18 protein-coding genes are annotated in these 21,101 nt (G+C 69.2%); 2 read left to right on the top strand and 16 right to left on the bottom strand.

Translation table 11 applies throughout. The features are described from left to right. Nucleotides 1–29 precede the first annotated feature (29 nt). On the bottom strand, nucleotides 30–1,367 hold the full coding sequence (gene tssK, locus ACS5PN_RS28170) for a type VI secretion system baseplate subunit TssK (protein WP_439467359.1): 1,338 nt from the start codon (nucleotides 1,365–1,367) through the stop codon (nucleotides 30–32). Between the two features lie 174 nt (nucleotides 1,368–1,541). Here tssK and ACS5PN_RS28165 point away from each other — a divergent pair, with 174 nt between their 5' ends. Beyond that, complete coding sequence (locus ACS5PN_RS28165) at nucleotides 1,542–2,108, top strand: OmpA family protein (protein WP_439467358.1); 567 nt, start codon at nucleotides 1,542–1,544, stop codon at nucleotides 2,106–2,108. 8 nt (nucleotides 2,109–2,116) lie between these two features. Further along, complete coding sequence (locus tag ACS5PN_RS28160; RefSeq protein ID WP_439467357.1) at nucleotides 2,117–2,524, top strand: DUF4280 domain-containing protein; 408 nt, start codon at nucleotides 2,117–2,119, stop codon at nucleotides 2,522–2,524. Between the two features lie 187 nt (nucleotides 2,525–2,711). Here ACS5PN_RS28160 and ACS5PN_RS28155 read toward each other — a convergent pair whose 3' ends face one another. The 15 genes from ACS5PN_RS28155 to ACS5PN_RS28085 form a co-directional block, all read right to left on the bottom strand. Then, nucleotides 2,712–3,458 (bottom strand): PP2C family protein-serine/threonine phosphatase, encoded by a 747-nt coding sequence (locus ACS5PN_RS28155; RefSeq protein WP_439467356.1) that lies wholly within the window; start codon nucleotides 3,456–3,458, stop codon nucleotides 2,712–2,714. Nucleotides 3,459–3,467: 9 nt separating this feature from the next. Next, on the bottom strand, nucleotides 3,468–5,246 hold the full coding sequence (tagH, locus tag ACS5PN_RS28150) for a type VI secretion system-associated FHA domain protein TagH (RefSeq protein WP_439467355.1): 1,779 nt from the start codon (nucleotides 5,244–5,246) through the stop codon (nucleotides 3,468–3,470). Nucleotides 5,247–5,306: 60 nt separating this feature from the next. Then, nucleotides 5,307–6,125: a hypothetical protein gene (locus tag ACS5PN_RS28145; protein ID WP_439467354.1), complete on the bottom strand. Its 819-nt coding sequence runs from the start codon at nucleotides 6,123–6,125 to the stop codon at nucleotides 5,307–5,309. Beyond that, nucleotides 6,125–7,864: a hypothetical protein gene (locus ACS5PN_RS28140; protein ID WP_439467353.1), complete on the bottom strand. Its 1,740-nt coding sequence runs from the start codon at nucleotides 7,862–7,864 to the stop codon at nucleotides 6,125–6,127. Before ACS5PN_RS28140 ends, ACS5PN_RS28145 begins: the two co-directional genes overlap by 1 nt. Further along, nucleotides 7,864–8,406, bottom strand: a complete 543-nt coding sequence (locus tag ACS5PN_RS28135) for a DUF4123 domain-containing protein (RefSeq protein ID WP_439467352.1) — start codon at nucleotides 8,404–8,406, stop codon at nucleotides 7,864–7,866. Before ACS5PN_RS28135 ends, ACS5PN_RS28140 begins: the two co-directional genes overlap by 1 nt. Continuing rightward, nucleotides 8,403–11,318, bottom strand: a complete 2,916-nt coding sequence (locus ACS5PN_RS28130; RefSeq protein WP_439467351.1) for a type VI secretion system Vgr family protein — start codon at nucleotides 11,316–11,318, stop codon at nucleotides 8,403–8,405. The genes ACS5PN_RS28135 and ACS5PN_RS28130 overlap by 4 nt, the downstream gene beginning before the upstream one ends. Nucleotides 11,319–11,344: 26 nt before the next feature. Continuing rightward, a complete protein-coding gene (gene tssH, locus ACS5PN_RS28125; protein ID WP_439467350.1) occupies nucleotides 11,345–14,014 on the bottom strand; it encodes a type VI secretion system ATPase TssH in 2,670 nt (889 codons plus the stop codon). A 48-nt stretch (nucleotides 14,015–14,062) separates the two neighbouring features. After that, on the bottom strand, nucleotides 14,063–15,121 hold the full coding sequence (gene tssG, locus ACS5PN_RS28120) for a type VI secretion system baseplate subunit TssG (protein WP_439467349.1): 1,059 nt from the start codon (nucleotides 15,119–15,121) through the stop codon (nucleotides 14,063–14,065). Continuing rightward, complete coding sequence (tssF, locus tag ACS5PN_RS28115) at nucleotides 15,118–16,989, bottom strand: type VI secretion system baseplate subunit TssF (RefSeq protein WP_439467348.1); 1,872 nt, start codon at nucleotides 16,987–16,989, stop codon at nucleotides 15,118–15,120. The genes tssG and tssF overlap by 4 nt, the downstream gene beginning before the upstream one ends. Before the next feature lie 112 nt (nucleotides 16,990–17,101). Beyond that, a complete protein-coding gene (gene tssE, locus ACS5PN_RS28110) occupies nucleotides 17,102–17,638 on the bottom strand; it encodes a type VI secretion system baseplate subunit TssE (protein WP_439467347.1) in 537 nt (178 codons plus the stop codon). Beyond that, the gene (locus ACS5PN_RS28105) at nucleotides 17,638–18,480 is read right to left on the bottom strand and encodes a type VI secretion system accessory protein TagJ (protein ID WP_439467346.1); all 843 of its coding nucleotides are present in this window, start codon (nucleotides 18,478–18,480) and stop codon (nucleotides 17,638–17,640) included. The genes tssE and ACS5PN_RS28105 overlap by 1 nt, the downstream gene beginning before the upstream one ends. Beyond that, the gene (locus tag ACS5PN_RS28100) at nucleotides 18,470–19,048 is read right to left on the bottom strand and encodes a double zinc ribbon domain-containing protein (RefSeq protein ID WP_439467345.1); all 579 of its coding nucleotides are present in this window, start codon (nucleotides 19,046–19,048) and stop codon (nucleotides 18,470–18,472) included. The genes ACS5PN_RS28105 and ACS5PN_RS28100 overlap by 11 nt, the downstream gene beginning before the upstream one ends. A gap of 17 nt (nucleotides 19,049–19,065) precedes the next feature. Beyond that, a complete protein-coding gene (locus ACS5PN_RS28095; protein ID WP_439467344.1) occupies nucleotides 19,066–19,899 on the bottom strand; it encodes a type VI secretion system tube protein Hcp in 834 nt (277 codons plus the stop codon). After that, nucleotides 19,899–20,426 (bottom strand): type VI secretion system tube protein Hcp, encoded by a 528-nt coding sequence (locus tag ACS5PN_RS28090; RefSeq protein WP_439467343.1) that lies wholly within the window; start codon nucleotides 20,424–20,426, stop codon nucleotides 19,899–19,901. The genes ACS5PN_RS28095 and ACS5PN_RS28090 overlap by 1 nt, the downstream gene beginning before the upstream one ends. 169 nt (nucleotides 20,427–20,595) lie before the next feature. Next, nucleotides 20,596–21,096: an Hcp family type VI secretion system effector gene (locus ACS5PN_RS28085; RefSeq protein WP_310272906.1), complete on the bottom strand. Its 501-nt coding sequence runs from the start codon at nucleotides 21,094–21,096 to the stop codon at nucleotides 20,596–20,598. Between the last annotated feature and the right edge of the window lie 5 nt (nucleotides 21,097–21,101).

The following is a 21,101-nucleotide window of genomic DNA, read 5'->3' as shown; positions in this document are numbered from 1 at the left end:
GCCTCTGTGGCTATGTTCGTATTTCATGGTCAGGCGCGGATCGCCCAGAACTCGAGCTCGAGCCCGGGGAACTCGCCGGCGATGTGCATGGCCAGGCCGCCCGAGGTCTCGAGCTGCTTCCACAGGTCGTTGCCCCGGGTCTCGAGCTCGAAGTAGTTGTGGCCGGCGTGATAGGGGATCTGCCGCGGCGCCACCGGCAGCGGACGCAGCGTGACGCCGGGCAGCTGCAGGTTGACGAGGTCGCGGATGCGCTCGACCGGGCCGATCTTGACCTGGGTGGGAAAGCGGGCGCGCAGGGCGTCGCCGGGCAGCTGGGCGGACACGGCCAGCACGAAGGTGGCGGTGCGCTGCAGGCCGACGTCCGGGATCAGCGCGACGCGCACGCCATAGGCGCGGTCCTGCAGCTCGATGGGGATGGCGGTCTGCTCCATCACCATGGACAGCGACTGGCGCAGGTCGTCGATGACGGGGCGGAAGGTGGCGGCCAGGTCGTCGTGAAGATAGTCGGCGTACTGGCCCGGGCGGCGGCTGTCGCGGAAGGTGGCGAGGTCGCCGGCCAGGCTCAGGCATTCGCTGTACAGCCGCTCGGGGTGCAGCACCGACACCGCGCGCAAGTGGTTGAACAGGGCCTGGTTGCGGTTGACGGCTTCCAGCAGCAGGAAGTCGGAAATCTCGCCGACACCGCCGCGGCCCGGGGCGGCCAGGCGGGCCGCCAGGGCCTCGCCGCGCTGGTTCAGCAGGCCGCAGAGCTCGCGCACATAGCCGTCCAGCACCGGGTGGGCCGGCGCGTGCAGCAGCGGCGGCACATAGCTGGGGTCGAGCACGACACGGTTGTCGGCGCGGCGCTCGACGACGCGGGCCACGCCCAGGGTTGCATAGCCCTCGCCGGCATCGCGCTGCAGCATCAGGCGCAGGTTCAGCCGCCCGATCTGCAGGGCGGCGTCGCGGTCGAGCTGGGAGTTGCTGTCGCCGACATTGACCTCGGCCGTCGAGAAGCGCGGGCCCATGGCGCCGGCGGCCTGTTCGGCATCGGTCTCGACGACACCGGGGCGCTGCAGGGTCACGGCCAGCACGACGATCTCGTTGCGGGCGTCGGGCGGGATGTCGACGGCGGCCGGCGTGGCGTCGCCGCCTGGAGCGGAGAAGGCCGTGCCGTCGGGCATCAGCCCCTGGGCGGCGGCCAGGCCGACCTTGCCCAGGGTCAGGGAGGCCTCGTCCAGGCTCAGGGCCGAGAAGCCCCAGGCATAGGCCACGGCCTGCTGCAGGCGTTGGCGCCACTGGTGCTCCCAGTGGCGGTCGTGCTGCTGGAAGTGCTGCGGCTGGAGGAACATGCCCTCCGTCCAGATCACTCGGTCACGCCAGGTCATGGATGGGATCGCCTCGATGGAGCAAGAGAAAACAGGGGGAAGCAGCCACGGCGGCCTGCGATCAGGCCATGAGTGACTGGCGGGCGTGCTTGGTTCCCCGCTCCTTCGGGAACCAATCGGCGCGGACGGTCACTCAGTCAGCGGTTCATCCTGTCTGACCACCGAGTGCCCGTCATGAAGAAGTTTCGCCCCCTCCTGGTTCTTTCCTTGTGCGGTCTCACCCTGAGTGCCTCCGTGGCCGCCCAGACGCCGGAAATCCCGCCGCCGGCCGCCTCCGCTGCCGAGGCGGTGGACCTGGGCAAGACCGTGCCTACCGCCGACGCCATCAACGAAGGCCTGTTCCCTGACGACAAGTGCAAGGAACTGGAGGCTTCGGGCTTCAAGTGCATGGGTTTCAAGCCCGCCATCAAGTATTCCCTGCCGGCGACCTCCTTCAAGGTCGGCTCGGCCGAGCTGCCGGCGACACTGAAAAAGCAGCTCGACGTCTTCGCCGACGTGCTCAAGACCAAGAAGAACAGCGACCGCAAGGTGCGCGTCATCGGCCATGCCGACGCTTCGGGCACCCCGGCCGCCAACCAGGCCCTGTCCATCAAGCGGGCGGAGTCGGTGCGTGACTACCTGGTCAGCAAGGGCGCGGACCCGGCCGTGCTGGTGATCGAAGGCGTGGGTGCCAGCGAGCCCAAGAATCCGGCCAAGCCGAAAGCCGACGAGAACCGCCGGGTGGAAATCGGCAGGAAGTAGAGGCCCCCATGCCTCAACATGTCTGCAAGGGTGCTCAGCTGGTCTGCACCTTCGGCTCCAAGCCCAGCGAGCTGGGCGTGCTGCCGCTGAACAAGATGAAGACCAGCAACCAGTTCGCGGCCAACATCATGGACAACAAGCCCATGGTGAACATCCAGCCCTTCGGGCCGTGCAAGAGCATGGCCAACCCGGCCGTCGCCGCCGCCACGGCTGCCGCCACTGCTGCAGCCCAGGGCGTGTTCACGCTGACGCCCATGCCCTGTGTGCCGGTCTTTCCCGCGCCCTGGGTGCCGGGAGCGCCGACCGTCATGCTGGCCAATATGCCGGTGCTGAACAACACCTCCAAACTGATGTGCGCCTATGCCGGCGTCGTCAGCATCGTGTCGCCCGGCCAGCTGACGGAAATGGTGCCCTGAGCGCTCGAGCGCCAACAGAAAAGCCGCCCGAGGGCGGCTTTTTCTTTTTCGGGCCGAGCGCTGGGCCGCTCCCGAGCCGGCCCGCGTAGGCGATGTGCTTGCGGCTCGATGCCGCAAGCATCGCCGTCCCCTTGGGGGACCGACCAGGCGCGCCCGCGTTCAGCGAGGCGAGATTGGGCGAGGGGCCTCATTTCTCCAGCCAGAGGGCCAGCGCGGTGTAGTTGTCGTGGTTGGCCTTGTCGGCGGCGGCCAGGCGCACGCGCTGGCCGAGGTCGTTGAGCCAGGCCTGGGGGTCCGGCGCGAAGGACAGGGCGGCGGCGATCTCCTCATCGGTCAGCCATTCCCACAGGCCGTCGGTGCACAGCATCAAAGCCTCGCGGCCCACCAGCGGCCAGGGTTCGGACGCCACCGTGATGTGCAGATCGTCGCCCTGGGTGCCGAGTGCCGAGTAGAGCTCGCTGCGTTTGGGGTGGACGCGGGCCCCCGCCTCGTCCAGCATGCCGCCGTCGATGAGGGACTGCACCAGGCTGTGGTCGCGGGTGCGCTGGGCCAGCAGGCCGTCGCGGAAGGCATAGAAGCGCGAGTCGCCGCAGTGGCCCCACAGCGCATTGCGCTCCTGCAGGTCGATGGACAGCACCACCACCGTCGAATGCATATGGCGCAGCTGCGGGTTGTCGGCGCGGTGGGCGAGCAGTTCGCGGTTGGTGTCCGCCAGCAGGGCTTCCAGCGCCTGCGGATGATGGGCGGGCAGGCTGGCATAGCCCTGCAGCACATGGCTGACGGCGAGCTTGGACGCGATGTCGCCGCCGCCGTGGCCGCCGGCACCGTCGGCCAGCACGCAGCACAGATAGCGCTCGGAATGCCAGTGACCGCAGGCGTCCTCGTTGTAGTCGCGCCCCCCCTGTTCCGACATCAATGCGAGCTCGATTTGCACAGGGCTCCTTTATCGTTGTTCTGAATTCAGCGCGTCGAGCTGCGCCTCATAGGCACGCAGGAACTCTCGCCCGAAGACCTGGTGGAAATCATCCGACAGTTCGCCGGCAATCTGCTGATATTCCTGCTGGAAAACCGACCAGAGCTGGGCCTTGCGTGCCGCCGGCAACAGGCTGGACAGCACCGACTTCTGCGTCAGCCGCGATTCCAGCTGGGACGGGTCGAAGCGCTGCAGCAGGCCTTCCAGCGCCGCGCGCATGCCGGCCAGGAAGGCGAGCTGGTGGGCACGCAGGTCGTCGAAGGCATCGCGCATGGCCTGCTGGGGTGGCACGAAGCCGCGCACCGCGGGGCCGAGCAGATGGCCCAGGGCCACCTCGGCCGTCGGCGAGAACTTCAGCGGGTTGTTTTCCTTGGCGACGATCATGGTCGCCTCGGCGCGCACCTCGCGCTTCAGTGCCGCGCGGGCGACCAGCAGGTCCACCGTGCCGCGGGCCGACTCGTGGATGAGCTGGCCGAGCAGGCGCATGAATTCGGGCGTCAGGCCACTGGCCGGCAGGTTGGCGATGCCCAGACCTTCGCGGAAGGCCGCCAGCAGGGCGGCCTGGTCGGCCGGCATCGCTGCCGCCACGGGCGCGGCCTGCGCGACCGGCGCGACCACAGCGGGTGGTGGGGGCGGCGGCATCAGGGGTGCGGCCGCGATGGGAGGCGCGATGGTGGTTTGTGCGGGCGCCTCGGGCTTCTTGCCGGCGCGGATGATGGTGCGGCCTTCGCCGGCGCTGTCGTTCCAGGATACGACGGCACCCGACAGCGTGCCGGAGGGGTCGAGGGAATTCAGCGCGGCCATGGAGGCGGCGGGCGGGCGGGGGCGCTGGCCCGTCGTCGTCGATGCGGAGGGCGCGTTCGGCGGGATGAAGGGGCGGTTCAGCTCCGAGGTCGTGTCCGGCAGGGCCTGGCCGGCCGCGGCGGGCAACATGCCCAGGGCCTGCATGGGGTCGACGTGGCCGGCCATGTTGGGCTGGGCGATGGCTTCGCCGAGCAACGACTGGGCCAGCGGGTTGTTGCTGGCCGGCGTGGGGGCGCCGAGGCCGAACAGCGCGTCCAGCGAATCGCCGGCCGCGCCGCCGCGAGGGGCCGAGCCGGGCAGGTCGGGAATCAGCGACGCGGGGGCGCCGGCGCCCAGGTCCAGGCCGAGGGCACGCGCCCCGGCCGAGGGCTGCGGGGCCGTGGCCTGCTTGGTCGGGGCCATCGGCGCGAAGGGATCCCAGTCGGCCGGGATGCCACCCATGGCCGGAGCCGATGGAGGCGGTGCAGAGACGGGCGGCGCCACGGTGCGCGGCGCGGACGGCGTGGCGCTGCCGAACAGGCCCAGCGGGTCGGCGGCCTTCACATCGCGGCGGATGCCGGGCTGGGTCAGGGCCGTGGCGGGCGCCATGCCGAAGAAGTCGGCAAAGGGGTCGGCCGCGGCGCCGCCGGCACTGCCGGCCTCGACGACGAGGACATAGCCGCCGATCTGGATCTGGTCGCCCGGCTTGATGGCAGCCTCGCGGCCCTTGCCGAGCTGGATGCCGTTGACGCTGATGGCGTTGCTGCCCTGGTCGACGATGCCATAGCCACTGCTGGCGCGGAACAGCACGCGGGCATGCACGCGCGAGATGGTGCGTTCGGGATCGGGCAGCACCAGCTGGTTGGTGTCCGCGCGGCCGATGTCGCCGCCGAGTTCGTCGAACTGGGCAGACAGCGGCTGGCTCACGGGCAGGCCGTTGTAGGTGGTGACGTTAAGGCGAATCATGGTCAGCGATTTTCAGCGCGGCACGGCCCTGCGGCGACCCCTGCAGGCGGGCATGGGTGCTCATCTAAGCACATAAACCTTGCCTTCGATCAGCGTCAGCCGCAACGGCCAGGCGATATTGCCGAGCGTCGCGTCGTCGTTCTGGCTGCCGAGTACCGGGGCGCCCATCGGGTTGACGCACTCCAGCAGGCGGCCACCGGCCACGAGGCGCAGCAGCAGGGTGTCGGGCGTGGGCGGCTGCAGCGTGGCCAGGACGCCGGCCTGCCAGAGTTGCTGCACCTGCTCGCGCAGGGCCGCGCCGCCCTGGCCGGCGGGGCGCTGGTAGGCCTGGTCGACCTCCTCGAGCTTGAGGCGGCAGGCGGCCAGCAGGCTGTCCGGGTTGCCTCGGGACAGGTCGAAGGCGATGCGCTGCAGGGCGGCGAGCACGAGCTGGCGGTCCTGCGGGCCGGGGTTGAGGACGGGCGCGTCCAGCCAGCGCCAGCGCGGGAAGCCGACCGGCAGCTCCAGGTCCTGGTGCTGGGCGGTCGGGGCGTCGAAGCTCGTGCCTTCCTCGACGGCCCAGACGACTTCGGCGAGCACGCGCACCGCCTCGTCGGCCAGGCTCTTGCCCTGGCGCAGCAGCACCAGCCGGGCGCGGGCATGGGCAGCGCGGGCGGCCATGCGCGGCTGGGCCGGCGCATTCGGCGCGGACACGGCCTGCGCGATGGGCAGCGGCGCCACCACGAGGGTGATGCGGTTGCTGCCGTTCTGCAGGTATTCGTGCACCGTGACGGACTGGCTGCCCGCACCTGCCGGCAGGGCCAGCACGGGCACGCCGTTGACCAGCACCTCGACGGGCTCGCCGCTGGTCTGCACATGGAGGCACATCAGGCGGTCCATCAGCCGGCACTCCAATCGATCAAGGTCAGTGCGGGCAGCAGCTCGCACAGCTTGCGTTGCGCACCGCCCAACGGGTCCTGTCGCAGCAGCCGTACATGGGCTGGCTCGATGGCCAGGCGATAGAACCACTGCAGGCCGCGGCCATCGGGGCGCGGGCGCAGGCCGCATTCGCCGACGATGGCGCCGCGGAGGCCTTCGGCCAGCGGGCCGGCCGACAGCAGCGCCGGCTGGCCATTGGCGATGGCCTCGACGCTGAGCGCGAAGGGGTGGCGCCAGCTGGTCTTGACCTGCTCCAGGTCCTGGCCCTCGGCCAGCGTGGTGCGCCATTCGCTGCGACCCTGGGCCTGCAGGCTGATGCGGGCGCGGCTGCCGGCCCAGTCCAGTTCGCCGCCCAGCTTGAGGTTCAGCACCAGGGCCGCGAAGTCGATGGCGCCCCGCACGCGCAGCGCCACGGCGCCGTCGGCGGCATGCTGCCAGCCCCAGGCCACATCGGCCTGGCCGACCAGGGGCGCGGCCTCGGCCTCCATGCGGCCGCTGGTGCCGGCCATCTGGCGCGACCAGGCGATGAAGAGCTTCTCCAGGCCGGCGCGCGCAGCGGGCTGCAGGCCCTGCCAGGCCTTCAGCCAGGCCGGTACCGGCTCGCCATGGCCGTCGGCTTCGAGACGGCAGGCCGTGCTGGCGGTGTTCAACGCCGGGGCCTCGCCTTCGACCGGCCAGGCCTGGGCGGGCAGGGCGCCGTGGCGAACTTCGACCAGGCGCTGCGTGGCGGCATGCACCTGCAGGCCCAGCTCCAGCTTGCCCAGCGGCGCGCCGGCGTTGCGGATGCCGCAGCTGCTGATGCTGACCGTCTGCACATCCGGCGGCTCACCGTAGGCGATGCCGGCCGGTCCGAGCTTGGGGTCGGGCGGCGGGCTGGGCGGGGCGTGCAGGGTCAGGCTCAGGCGGGCCGTGTCGGCACCGCGCCAGCTCAGGCGGCCGGTGCCGCTGACATGCATCACCTCCGGGTGGTGGGCATTGCAGACCGCCTGGGTGCTGACCGCGAGCTGCAGGCGGGCGCTCGCGCCGCCACCGACGGCGCGGCTCAGCACCGGCAGCAGGCGCGGTTCGTCCAGCGGCGCGGACAGGGTCTCGGGCTGCGGCGCCCACGGCGCCAGGTCGACACGGCGCGAGCTGCCGTCCTGGCCCTGGTAGGCCTGCAGGGGCTTGGGCTCGGCGACGGCGAAAGTGACGGCCGACAGATCGCAAGCCTGGGGCCGGGGCGGCGGCGGCTGGTCAAGGAAGACGGCGCGGCCGCGGGCCATGCGGGCCAGGCCGGCCTCGATGGCGGCCTGGGCCTTGTCGAAGCCGGCGGGCGTCAGCGCATCGCCGGTCGGCGCGGCCTTGGCGGCGCGGCGCACCAGTTCCTCGCGCGAGCGCTGCGTCAGCTGGTGCAGGCGCAGCGTGGGGCTGAGCTGAGGGTCGGTGGCGATGGCGGCCGCCCACTCAAAGCGCGGCCGGGCCTGGAAATTGGCGCCCCACAGGCAGCACAGCGAGGCATAACGGGCCAGGTCGGCGGCATGGCGCAGGCCGATCTGCTGGGCCTGCTCCAGGGCCACGTCGACAAAGGACGGCCAGCGGGCCTGGAGCTGGGCGGCGACCTCGGGCCAGGCGCTGCCCAGCAGCTGCAGCAGCTCGCGCGAGTCGCGCTTGAGCTGCAGGGCTTCGACCTTCTCGAGTTGTTCGGGGGTGATCTGCAACATCAGTTCACCCGTTCGCGCACTTGGGTATCGAGCACGCCGTCCACGCGCTGCCACCAGGTCCAGCGCCTGGCGCCCGGGCTGACCAACTGCTGGCCGGCCGCGAAGAAGGCGTCCAGCTGGGACGGCGCCAGGCCGGGCAGCAGCAGGGCCAGCAGCTCCGGGTCCCACCAGCGCCAGGGGCGGCGGCGGCCATCGGGGCAGCGCACCTCGGCGAGATCGCGGCTGTGTTCGCGCATGGCCAGCAGCGGCCGGGTCGAGCTCATCAGCACGCCCCAGCCCTCGAAGGCGATGCAGGCCTCGTCGAACAGCCAGCTCGTGAACTCGGCCTCGGGCTGCAGTTCGACGATATAGGCGGCTTGCGCAGCGGCTTCGCCGGACAGGGCGCCGCGCTGCAGGCAGTCCCAGCCGACGGTCTGCGCGCCGTTGAGCCTCTGCAGCAGGCCGGGGATGACGCCACCATCGACGACGGCATGCACGCGCGCGTCAGTCCGGTCCCACAGTGCTGATCGGATCTGGGCCGTGGCCAGGGCGGCACCGCTCAAGCCGACCCTCCGCCGCCTTCGTCAGCAGCCGGCGGGGGCTCTGCCGCAGCGGCCGCCTCGGCGGCGGCCTGGTCCTCGGCCTGCTTGGCGGCTGCCTGGGCGGCCTCGGAGGCAGCCAGGGCTTCGTCGGCCGTCTGGCTGGCGACCTTGGCCTCGGCTTCGGCCTGCTTGGCCACTTCGTAGGTCGCCTCAGCCTGCGCCAGCGCCTGCTCGGCGGTCTGACGCTCCACCTCGGTTTCGGCGGCGGCCTCGGCGGCCTTGGCGGCAGCCACGCCGGCCTCGGCCTCGGCCAGCACGGCGGCGGCCTCCTTGGCTGCGGCGGCTGCCGCATCGGCTTCGGCCTTCAGTTCCTCGGGCGTCTTCTCGACCGGCTTCTTGGCCTCTTCCTCGGCGTCGCGCGCCACCTCTTCGTTGGCGGCGGATTCGGCCAGGGCGGCGTCGCGCGCGGCGCTGCCGTCGTCGACGGGCTCGTCGGCGTCATCGTCGTTGCTGCTCAGCGTGGCGCCGCCGGCAACGGCCATGGCGGCGGCACCGGCGGCCGCCAGGGCTGCCGCGCCCAGGCCGAGGGCACCGGCGCGCAGGCTGGACACGCCCGGCGTCTTCATGCCCCCCGCGCCCGCGCCTGCTGCGCCTGCGCCGCCTGCACCCGCGGTGCCCGCGTTGTCGGCCAGCGGGTCGGCAAACAGCTTGTCGTAGTCGGTGGCCTTGGCCGGCGTCAGCTCTTCCAGGTTCTTGGCGTCTTCCGGCGCCTTGGGTTCGGCCGCGGCCGCACTCTCGGCCGCGCCTGCAGAGCCGCCGCCACCGCCGCAGTTGACCTTGACCATCGGGCCGTCAATGGTGACGCCCGCCGAGCTCAGCGTGATGACGGAGGCGCCGCAGACGATCTTGATGCCGGCCGTGGCCTCGAGCACGATCTCGGCGCTGCCCTTGGCCTTGATGTTGACGGCCTGCATCAGCAGATCGGCCGTGGCTTTCATCGACAGCTTGGCGCCGGACTCGCTGACGAGGTTGCCCGTCGTCTTGATATTGCCCGCGCCGCCGCTTTGCAGGTTGATGTCGCCGCCGGCCTTGATGGCCGTCTTGCCGGTGACGTCAAAGCCCATGTCCGCGCCGACCTTGGCGCTCAAGTCCTTCTCCAGCTTGAGCTGGTAGGTGGCCGCACCGGTCGTGAAGATGTCGCCGGCGACCTTGGTGTGCAGGTCCTTGCCGAGGTCGTGCATGACGTCCTTACCGACATTGACGTACCAGTTCTCGCCGACCACTTCCTTGCGTGTCAGCTTGACCTTCTTGGTCTCGTTCTTCTCGATCCAGTCGAAGGCGTCGTCCTTGACGTGGCGGTGGAAGATCTTCTGCGACTGCAGCCAGACGTATTCCTTGTCCTTCTTGTCGTCGAAGCGCAGCTCGTGGCGGGCGTCGGCGGCGCCCTCCTTGGTCGAGTGGGTGCGCCAGCCGCTGATGTCGGAATTGGCGGGCAGCGGATAGCTGGGGATGTTGACGTCGTTGTGCACCGAGCCCGTGATCAGCGGCCGGTCGGGGTCGCCGCCGATGAAGCTGACGACAACCTCATGGCCGACGCGCGGGATCATCCACAGGCCCATGTTCTTGCCGGCCCAGGGCTGGGACAGGCGCACGAAGCAGGAGCTGTTCTCGTCCTTCTTGCCCAGGCGGTCCCAGTGGAACTGCACCTTGATGCGGCCGTGCTTGTCGGTCTCGACCTCGTTGCCCGAGGCGCCGACGACGGTGGCCGTCTGCGGCCCGTACATGACGGGGCGCGGCGTGCGGCGCTGCGGGCGGAAGGGGTTGCCGCTGGTGCTGATGCACATGACGCTGGCGAGCACGCCATCGCGGCGACTGCCGTTGGGCTTGAGGTCCTCGATGGCCTCGTGATCGTTGAACTCGGCGCTGAAGCTCATGCTGACGATGAGGTAGCTGTCCTCGTCGTCGGCGTGTGGCGAGTCCTCCAGGTCGAAGGTGGCGCCCACCGACATGTCATTGCAGTTGGTGGTGCCGGTGTAGACCTTCTGCAGCGACTGCAGTTCCTCCAGCCGCATCTTGGCGACGCGGGTGGCGGCGGCCGTGGCCGGCTGGGATGCGTCCTTGACCTGGTTCTGCACCGCGCGGGCCGGGAACTCGTAGACCTCGCCCTTGCCGAGCTTGGCGGTCTCGGCCGAGGTCAGCGCGCTGTGGGTCTGCTCGATGGCCGTGGCGGTGGCCAGGTAGTCGAAGTCGCGCACGACGGCCTTGACCGCGTGCACCTCCTCGGCCACATGCCACTCCACCATGCTGGGCGTCTTGGCGTCGAGCTTGTTGGACCACTTGACGGTCTTCTCGCCGTCCTTGGCCTCGTGCTTGCCCATCGAGTCGGTCAGCACCATGGTGTGGGTGGTGCTGGTGTGCTCGAAGAAATAGTAGATGCCCACCTCTTCCAGCAGGCGGCTGACGAAGTCGAAGTCCGACTCCTCGTACTGCACGCAGTACTCCAGCGGCTTGTAGACCGACGCGTCCTGCAGCCGCCAGGCGAAGTCGGCGCTGTAGGGCGTCAGCACCTCGGCGACGATGTCCTTGACGCTCTTGTTCTGGAACACCTGGGAGTTGCGCGTCTTGGTCGCGAACCAGGTCCAGGGCCGCATCGTGATGCGGTAGGAGTCGTAGCGGCCACGGCGCTCGCCGCGCTGGGCCTCGGTGATGAAGCCGTTGAAATGACGCTTGGCGCCATGCTCGATGGTGACGTTGGCGCGCGAGCCCAGCAGGGCGTGCAGGTCGATGGACTCACGCACGCCCAGCAGGCTGATATTGCCGACCAGGTCGACATGCCACTCCGGCAATGCGCCAAGAGACTCCTTGCCATCCAGCCGGAGCACCAACAATTTGTCGGCACCCAGCTTGGTGGTGATGGACATCACATCAGACATCTCTGCTTCTCCGCGCGGGTTTCAGCTCAATCGAAGGCGTAGCTGAAATCGCCGTCCGCCACGCCCAGGCTGACCTTCTGCAGCGGCTGGCCCGAGGCCGTGCGCGACAGGTACTCGATGGAGACCTTGGGCAGCACGGTGTTGGTCAGGATGGCGTCGATGATGCGACCGCCCGACTCGGCGTTGTTGCAGCGCTTGACGATGAGCTCCACGGCCGCGTCGCTGTACTCGAACGGGATGCGGTGGTTCTCGGCGACGCGCTTGACGATGCGGCCCAGCTGCAGGCGCACGATCTTCGCCAGCATCTCGTCGCTCAGCGGGTAGTAGGGAATCGTGACGATGCGGCCCAGCAGCGCGGGCGGGAACACCTTCTGCAGCGGCTCGGTCAGGGCCGTGGCCAGCGACTCGGGGTCGGGCAGCAGCTCGGGGTCGCGGCACATGTTCATGATGAGCTCGGAACCCACATTGCTGGTCAGCAGGATGATGGTGTTCTTGAAGTCGATCATGCGGCCTTCGCCGTCCTCCATCCAGCCCTTGTCGAAGACCTGGAAGAACAGCTCGTGCACGTCGGGGTGGGCCTTCTCGACCTCGTCCAGCAGCACGACGCTGTAGGGGCGGCGGCGCACGGCTTCGGTCAGCACGCCGCCTTCGCCGTAGCCGACGTAGCCCGGAGGCGCGCCCTTGAGCGTGGAGACGGTGTGCGACTCCTGGTACTCGCTCATGTTGATGGTGATGACGTTCTGCTCGCCGCCGTACAGCGACTCGGCCAGGGCCAGCGCCGTCTCGGTCTTGCCGACGCCCGAGGTGCCGCACAGCATGAAGACGCCGATGGGCTTGTTGGGGTTGTCGAGCTTGGCGCGCGAGGTCTGGATGCGGCGCGCGATCATGTCCAGGCCATGCTGCTGGCCGATGACGCGCTGGCCCAGCGTTGCGCCCAGGCGCAGCACGGCTTCCAGTTCGTTCTTGACCATGCGGCCGACGGGGATGCCGGTCCAGTCGGCGACGACGCTGGCCACGGCCTGGGCGTCCACCGACGGCAGGATCAGCGGCGCATCGCCCTGCAGCTCGGTGAGCTGGGTCTGGGCGGCATGCATTTCGGCCAGCAGCGCATCACGGTCGGGGCTGCCACCGGCGTCCGCCGGCTGGCCGTCACCGCGCAGCTTGGCGCGCAGCTCCAGGATCTTGGCGACGACGTCCTTTTCCTGGGTCCAGCGGGCTTCCAGCGTGGCCAGGCGCTCGCGTTCGCCGGCCAGCTTCTCTTCCACCAGCGTGCCGCGGTCGCCGATGTGCACGCCGACCTGGGCCTCGCGGCCGATGATGCCCTGCTCGATCTCCAGCGACTCGATGCGGCGCTTGCAGTCCTCGACCTCGGCCGGCATCGCATGCTGGCTGACGGCCACGCGGGCACAGGCGGTGTCCAGCAGGCTGACGGCCTTGTCGGGCAGCTGGCGGGCCGGGATGTAGCGGTGCGACAGCTTGACGGCCGATTCGATGGCCTCGTCCAGCAGCTGGACCTGGTGGTGCTTCTCCAGCACCGTGGCCACGCCGCGCAGCATCAGGATGGCCTTCTTCTCGTCGGGCTCCTCGACCTGCACGGTCTGGAAGCGGCGGGTCAGGGCCGGGTCCTTCTCGATGTACTTCTTGTACTCGGCCCAGGTCGTGGCGCCCACGGTGCGCAGGTTGCCGCGCGCCAGGGCCGGCTTCAGCAGATTGGCCGCGTCGCCCGTGCCGGCCGCACCGCCCGCGCCCACCAGGGTGTGGATTTCGTCGATGAACAGGATGATGGGGGTGGGGCTCTGCTGCACCTCGTCGATGACCTGGCGCAGGCGCTGCTCGAACTCGCCCTTCATGGAGGCGCCGGCCTGCAGCAGGCCGATGTCCAGGGTCAGCAAGGTCACGCCCTGCATGGGCGGCGGCACGTCGCCGCGCGCCAGGCGCAGCGCGAAGCCCTCGACCACGGCGGTCTTGCCGACGCCGGCCTCGCCGGTCAGCAGCGGGTTGTTCTGGCGGCGGCGCATCAGGATGTCGACGATCTGGCGGATCTCGTCGTCGCGGCCCGTCACCGGGTCGATCTCGCCCTTGCGCGCCTTCTCGGTCAGGTCGACGGTGAACTTCTTCAGCGCCTCCTGGCGGCCCATGGCGGCCGGCGCCATCGCGCCCGAGGCCTCGCCCGGCTGGCCACCGCCCAGCGCGCTGCCGTCGGTGGCGCCCAGGCCGGCTTCACCGGTCTTGCCGATCAGGCTCTGCAGCTTGTCGGCCAGGTCGTCGGCCTTGATCTTGTCGAACTGGCGCGAGATGCCGATGAGGGCGTCGTGCAGCGTGCGCGTGCTCAGCAGGGCCACCAGCAGATGGCCGCTGCGCACCTGGGCCTCGCCATACATCAGCGTGGCATAGACCCAGGCCTGCTGGATGGCGTGGGTGATGTGTTCCGAGAAGTCGCTGATGGCGGTGGAGCCGCGCGGCAGGCGGTCCAGGGCCGTCGTCACGTCGCGCGCCAGGGCGGCTGCGTCCAGCCCGTAGTGGCGCACGATGGCGGCCACGTCGGACTCGTTGTTCTCCAGCAGCTGGGTGATCCAGTGCACCAGCTCGACATAGGGGTTGCCCCTGAGCTTGCAGAAGACGGTGGCGCCTTCGATGGATTTGTAGGCCAGCGGATTGAGCTTGCCGAACAGGGCTTGGCGGCTGATGTCTGTCATTTCCAGTTCTCCTCGGTGCTGAGTGACCGGGGCCGCCGTTCGGTTCCGCTACATGGCGTGCTTCGGGGCGAGAGAGGGCCCCAGGGGCTCCCGGCAGATGCTTTCCACATTCATGACCAGTTGGTCGGCCCGCTTGCGCGGGCGCTGGCTGTTGAGCCAGGCGCTGCGCCCCAGCATACCGACGCCGGGCCGCTTGCCCAGCGGCCAGGCCGGTACCTCGGTGGGCTTGAGCCTCAACCGCACATCCCAGGCGAACTCATGGCCGACGTACTGGCGCACCATGGCTTGCAGAGCCTGCAGGTTGTGGCCCGAGGGCAGGAAGGCCTGGAAGGCCGGCCAGCTCAGCGGGCCGATCTCGATGCGGAACTTGTGCTGCACGTCCCAGACCTGGCGGCCCAGCATGGCGCCGCGGCCCAGCCCGATGCCATCGTGCTGGACGAGGCGGGTGCGCTCCTCGGTTTCCAGCGTCATCCAGTGGCCGCTGAACTGGTGCACCTGGGCCGGCACGCGAAAGCGCAGCGCGATCCAGCTCTGCAGGCCGTCGGCATCGCGGGCCGAGCGGGCCAGGCGGCCGGCGAAATACAGCTTGGAGAAGTCGCCCAGGGCGTCGCGCTCGCGCAGCGAGGGTTCGGCCAGGCCGATGAGGGCGCCGACATGGCGCACGATGGGCGCCTCGCGGCCCCGGTCCATGCCGACGACGGGGTTCGCGCGCGCCCAGGCCCGGTAGAAGAGCAGGCCGAAGCGGTGCAGCAGCATGTCGGCGAAGGTCGCGAAGGTGCGGTCGCCGTGGTGCATGGCCCGCTCGCGGGCGTACTCCGTCATGTGCGTCGGCAGGGCACCGTTGGGCCCGAACAGGCTCAGCACCCGCTGCACCAGGCGCGGCGGGCTGTGTTCGCTCGGGGCCAGCTTGGTGATGGGCGTCGGCGCGAAATTCAGGGCCGGCTCGCTGGCAAAGCGCACCGGCTCGTCGCCGGGGCGCAGCGCATCGCCCAGGCGCGGCTTATCGGTGTGCGCGGCCTCGATGCGACGCAGGGCCTGGAAGAGGTCGAAGCGGCCCGGCCGCGCGGTCAGCGCGTCGAAGATCGAGGGCTCGGGCTTGGAGCTCACAACACTGCTCTTGAACCTGGCAGAGGCTGCCAGCGCTTGAGTTCGCCTCGTGTGCGCGAGACGAGCAGGGTCTGCACAAAGCTGTTCATCGACACATGGCGGCTGAAGTAGTGGTGCAGCACCGAGCCGAGCAGCGTCGCGCTGCCGCCTTCGAAGGACAGCTCATCCACCGTCAGCTGCACCTCCAGGCCGCGGCCGAAGGCGATGGGGCCGGGCGCCGGATGGCGGCGCACGACGGGCCGCGTGGCGACCGCGCGCACGCCCTCGATCTGGCGCAGCAGGCCGGCGTCCGAGCTCTGGCCGAACAGGCTCAGCAGCTCGCGCAGGGCCAGGGCGCCGCGTTCGGGGTCTTCGTCCACCAGCGACAGATAGTTCAGCGACAGCAGGGACAGCAGCCGCCAGGCCAGCGGGCCTTCGCGCGCCGCGCTGCAGGGGCGTGACGGCCCGGCGACGACAGAGATGTGGTCGACCGGCGCGCGGGTTTCCAGCGTCAGCCCGCCATGGTCGCGGCCGGCCGGCATGAAGAGGGGCAGGTCGCGGTTGGTGCAGCGGATCTTGGCGGCCAGCTGGCGCAGCTCGGTGCGGTAGGGCGCGCGCTGCAGGTCGACCAGGGACAGGAAGACCTCGCTGCCGACATAGGCCGAGCGCGGCCCTTCGCGCTTGGTGCGGTCGCTGGCCAGGCGCGGCTCGCGCAGCGGGCTGAAATAGCCGGAGGCGCCGGCCGGATCGGCATGCGGCACGTCGAACAGCGGCAGGAACTGCAGCTCGTCGGTGTCGGTCGAGAAGCCGGTGACCGAAGCGACGTCGAAGACCTCGAAGTCATTGCCCGCCAGGCGGTCGGGGATGACCTGGAAGGCTGTGGCGCTGTCGTCGACGGTGATGCGCTCGGCCCGGCGCTCGAACAGGTTGATGGCCGGTACGCAGTTCAGGCTGAAGTTGGCCGGCTCGCCGCCGCCCTCCAGACTCGGCTCATAGCGGTCGAACAGCAGCACCAGCTCGAAGGTGTTGCCGGTGCAGGCGGCAAAGCTGGGCCTGAGGCCGGCCACGTCGATGAACAGGAAGCGCTGCGGGAAGGCGAAGTACTCCTGCATCAGCCGCGTGCCCGACAGGCCGCGCAGCGTCACCGGCAGCATGGCCTCGTCGTCGGCCAGGCCGACGTGGCGCACGCGGCCGGGCGGGATGAAATTGCGCTTGAGGTCGGGGCCCTTGCCGCCGGGGCCGGCCAGCAGGCCCACGCAGCGGCAGGTGGCCAGTTCGTGCAGCTTCAGCGCCACGTCCTGCAGGCCGCCCATGAAGAAGCGCAGGCTGTCCAGCGGCAGCTTCGCGAAGCTCATGCCCGAGGGCAGCTCCAGGCGCACGCGCACGCCGCTCTTGGGCCGCTCGCGCAGCGGCAGGCCGCTGAAGTTGATGTCGGTGGCGCTGAGGAAATACTCGACGCCGGTGACCTTGATGGGCGTCAGCGTGACGGGCTGGGCGGTGCGGAACTCGCAGCGCGTCGGGCCCAGCGGCGTCTTGGGGCCCATCACCGCGCTGCCGCGCGGCAGCGTGAAGCCGGCGATCAGGTTGGGGTCCTGGGCCGGCTCGAGCTGGGCCACCAGCATCGACGGGATGGGCGCGCTCAGATTGGGGCAGACCATGTCCAGCAGGCGCTGGGCCAGCTGGGGGAATTCGGTGTCCTGCTTGAGCTGCACGCGCGCGGCCAGGAAGGCCGAGCCTTCGAGCAGGCGCTCGACATAGGGGTCGGCGACCTCCAGCCCTTCCATGCCGAGGCGGCCGGCGATCTTGGGGAACTCGCGCGCGAACTCGCCGCCCATCTCGCGGAGATAGCGCAGTTCCTGGTTGTAGTAGCGGAGGAGGCGGGGATCCATTCAGGGTTTCCGGCGCGGCCGAGAAACACAGCCACAGAGGCACAGAGACACGGAGGAACACGAGCCCTCAGCTTCTCCGTGCCTCTGTGTCTCTGTGGCCATGTTCATTGTTTCAGCCACGCATGTCTCTGACGGCGGCCTGCCCAGTATCCACGTCGACGTCGGCGCTCAGCAGCAGCTCCAGCGGCACCGGCTGGTTCCACATCTGGCCCTTGATGGTCAGGCGCAGGCTGGTCGGGCGCAGGCCGGTGCTCATGTCGTTGACGATGCGCACCTCGACCGTGGCCGGGTCCAGGCGCGGTTCGAAGCGGATGATGGCCTGGCGGACCTGGGCTTCGATGAGAGGGAAGTTGTGGATGTGCATGATCTGCCCGGTCAGGGGCAGGATGCCGAAGTTCAGCACCGAATCGCAGGCGTAGGGCACGCTCTTCCACAGCGCGGTGCGCTCGGGTGCGTCGCGGTTGCGGATGTCGGGCTCTTCGCACACGGCGTTGAACAGCCAGGACAGGTCGCGCAGCACGGCTTCGCGCAGCTGCTTGCGGCTCAGCACGCGGGCATCCAGGGCCTCGACCTTGGAGCTCGGATCGTTGTCGGTGAGCCGGTCCAGCAGCGAGGGCTGGAGGCGGTCCTGGGCGCCCAGGCCGGCCATCAGCCGGCCTCGTTGGGCGCGGCCTCGTCGGCGTCGAACACGATTTCGCGGATGGCCATCAGGTCGTGGTCGCCGATGTCGCTGGTCAGCACACGCTGGCCCAGGCCGGCGTAGCGGTCCTCGCCGGGCAGGGGTTGCCACTCCGTCTTGCGGGCGAGGTTGATCAGCCCGTCGGCGCTTTTCTCCGAGCCGGGGTAGCGCGTGGGCACCAGGGCCACGCTGTTGCCGCCGTTGGTGAAGCTCAGCTGGGCCGGCATCCAGACGCAGTCACGCAGGTCCTCGGGCGCGTCGAAATGGATCTTGGCCAGGTGCTTGAAGGGCACCCAGGTGTAGTGGCCATTCAGGCAGGCCTCGAGCACGGGGCCCAGGCGCGAGTCGGCATCGGCCAGCCACTCGAAGCGCTGGCCGTCGATGCTGCCGGCACCGGCGGGCGCGGCCTCGAAGGCCTTGGCGGCCAGGTCGACTGCGAGCTCGTTGTTGCCTTCGCCCTGCTGCTTGAGGGACTCGATGAGCTGGGCCACCCAGGCCTCGGGCTGGCCGAAGACGACGGGCGTGCGCTTGCCGGCAAAGACCTCGGCGCGCAGCAGCTCGCAGCGGATGGCATGGCCGACGGTCTCGCGCATCGGGATGGCGAGCTTGTCCATGTCGGCGACGACATTGAGCTGGGTGTGGGCGCGTTCCCATTGACCCAGCACGCTGAGCAGCTGGGACATGAAGGTGCGCAGCTTGGGATCGGCCGGCTTGGCGCGCACGGCCTCGGTCAGCTTGGCCAGTGCGGCGCGCGGGTCGCCGGCGCGCAGCGCCTCTTCGGCGGCTTGTTGGGGAGTCTGTTCAGAAGCCATGGCCGCAATCTGTGCAAAAACGCGCCTGGCGCGCAAGGGTGATACCGCAGGCCGGGCAGCTCTTGTGCGTGCTGGCCATGTCGAAGCCGCATTCGTGGCAGAAGCGCCCGCCCTGGCTGGGCGTCTGGCAATTGGGGCAGGCAGCCCCGCCGCCGCTGGACGCGCCATAGCCCGATCCGGCGGACGCGCTCGAATCCAGGGCAGACCTGGCGGCACAGTCGCGGCAGCTGTTGCTGCTGCTGTTCCAGCACTCGCGGCCCACCCATTTGCGGCAGCCGCTGCAGCGCTCGTACATGGGCGCCGCGGCGGCCATGGCTTCGGCCAGGGCCTCGGCCTTGGCGCTGCCGCCGCCAGCCTCGGCAAAGGCGCCGGTCGCCCGGCTGGCCTTGTTGAGGTCGTAGAACATGAAGGCGAAGCGGCTCAGCCAGCCGGTGATCTGGCCCTTGCGATAGGGCCTGAAGGCCGAGCGCGAGCTCTCGCCGCATTTCTCGCAGAAGAACTCGAACTGGAAACCGGCCGACACGTCGCTCATGGACGTGCTGATGTCCCGGTAATTGGTCATGGCCATGGAGCGCTACTCGGAAGCTAGATGGGGGAACCGATGTTCTTCATCGTAAACGCGCGCATGGTGCCTTGAGACAGCGTCTTGGCGACGGCCTGGCCCGCGTTGCCGTGCGAGTAGTGCGATGGCGGGTTCTTGTAGACATAGGCCAGCGAGCCGAACTCGCATTTCCACTGCTCCATCATCTCCGTCATCGTGTCGGTGACGGCGACCTGAAGCTGGTACTCGACCAGGCGGATCTTCTGGATGGTGAAGACCAGGGAGGTGCCGTCCATCACGGTGGCCGAGCGCTTGTGGATGGTCAGCGTGCCGGAGGGAAAGATGTCGCCGGCCTTCATCGAGTTCAGCATCTGCGTGCTGGCGATGTCGACGCGCTTGGTGAAGGTGAACTCGAAATTCGGGTTGCGGTCACCCGCACCTTCGTGGCTCTTGGCGCCGCCCTTTTCCTTGCCCGTCTTGCCGATGTTGTTGGCCGTGGCGGCCTGCTCGATCTTCTTCTGAGCCTCGTTCATCGAGTTGCTCAGCCATTTGTCGTGCTTGTCCTGCAGCGACGAGCGCTCGCTTTCGCTGCCGGCCCTGCCAAGGTCACGCTTCAGCGAGGCCTGGGCCTGGGTCACCTGCTGGTTGAGGCTCTTCATCATGGCGGCAGGGTTGTCGCCCTTGATGAGATTGGCCTTGCCGCCCTTGCCATCACCGGCGCCCTGCAGCTTCTCGTCCTCGTTGTGCAGCTTCCAGTTCAGGCTCTCCAGCAGGATCTGGCCCTGGAAGAGGTGCGAAACCGCCTCGCCCGCCACCGGCACCCGGGTGGGGCGGAGCAGGATCATGTAGATGTCGGCGCCGTTTTGGGAGGAAGACATCAGAGCAGGGCCACAGGGTGGAAGAAGGGGGGCGTGGGCAGGTTGTCCTTGCCGAGCGTCTTCAAGTACATCATCTTGATGCTCTTGAAGTTGAGGGTCCAGTTCTCGAACACTTCCTTGGACATGCCGCTGTCGGACACGTCCAGGGTGCAATCGGCGAAATGGCCCATGGTGCACATCAGCACGAAGCCGGGCTGATGGATGACGCGGCCCTGCTGCTTGATGTGCAGCACCGTGATGGTGGCGCTGACGATGGGCAGGTGGTTGTCCAGGCAGAAATGCATCTGCGAGGAGCCGACGTCGAAACGCTTCTTGAAGGTCAGCGGCTCCATCTGGACCGTGACCGGCGTGCCCAGGCCCGCCATGGACGCAGCCGCGGCGGCGACCGCCGCCAGGCCGCTGCCCTTGGCCTTGGGGTCCTTCAGGGCCGTCATGCCCCAGCCGAACTCCAGCACCTCGATGGAGCCCTCGAAGCCCTCGAGCAGGCCCTCGCCCACCACCGGCCCGGCGCCGGTGATGAGTTGCATGAATATGTTCGAGCGGCTCATGAACAGTCAGTGAAAGGCTGCAAGGACCAGGGCGGACCGACGTTGGGCATGTAGTGCCTGACCCAGCGGCTGCCGCGGAACCGGCTTTGCCGGGCCGCTGGCAGCGCCCCCTTGAGGGGGCCGGCGAAGCCGGTAGGGGGTGGGCCGTTTATGCCGAGGGAGAAGCCGTACCGGCCGGGATGTCCCAGTTGTAGGTCTTGGGCGCGCCCAGCTTGCCGGTCTTGTTGTCCTGCGGCTTGTATTCGATCTTGACGGTCTTGAAGACCATTTCGACCTTCTGCGTGACGTTGCCTTCCTCGGTGCCGTTCTGGGTCACCTTGGTGATGAAGCAACCTTCCATCGTCATCGTGAAGTAGGTCTCGGGCGTGGCCGAGCCGGTGGTCTTCATCATCTGCAGCTCGACCTTGGGGAAGGCCTTGCCGGTGCAGATGTAGCCCAGGATCACGGTCGACGAGGTGTCGAAATAGTGTTCCCAGTTCATCTTGCCGGGGTTGGGCTTGCCGACCGAGGCGCCGCCGCCCTTGGTCCAGCTGGTTTCAGCTTCGACTTCCCAGTCCCAGCCCTGGATCTCGATCCACTTTTCCTTGCCCTTCTGGATGGACTCGCCATCGGCCTTGTCGAAGAAGGTGAGGAATGCATTGACTGCCATGTTGA

The organism is Roseateles sp. NT4 (genome assembly GCF_051857475.1).
GTDB lineage: Bacteria > Pseudomonadota > Gammaproteobacteria > Burkholderiales > Burkholderiaceae_C > Pelomonas.
This window is presented reverse-complemented; position numbering and strand designations above follow the sequence as displayed.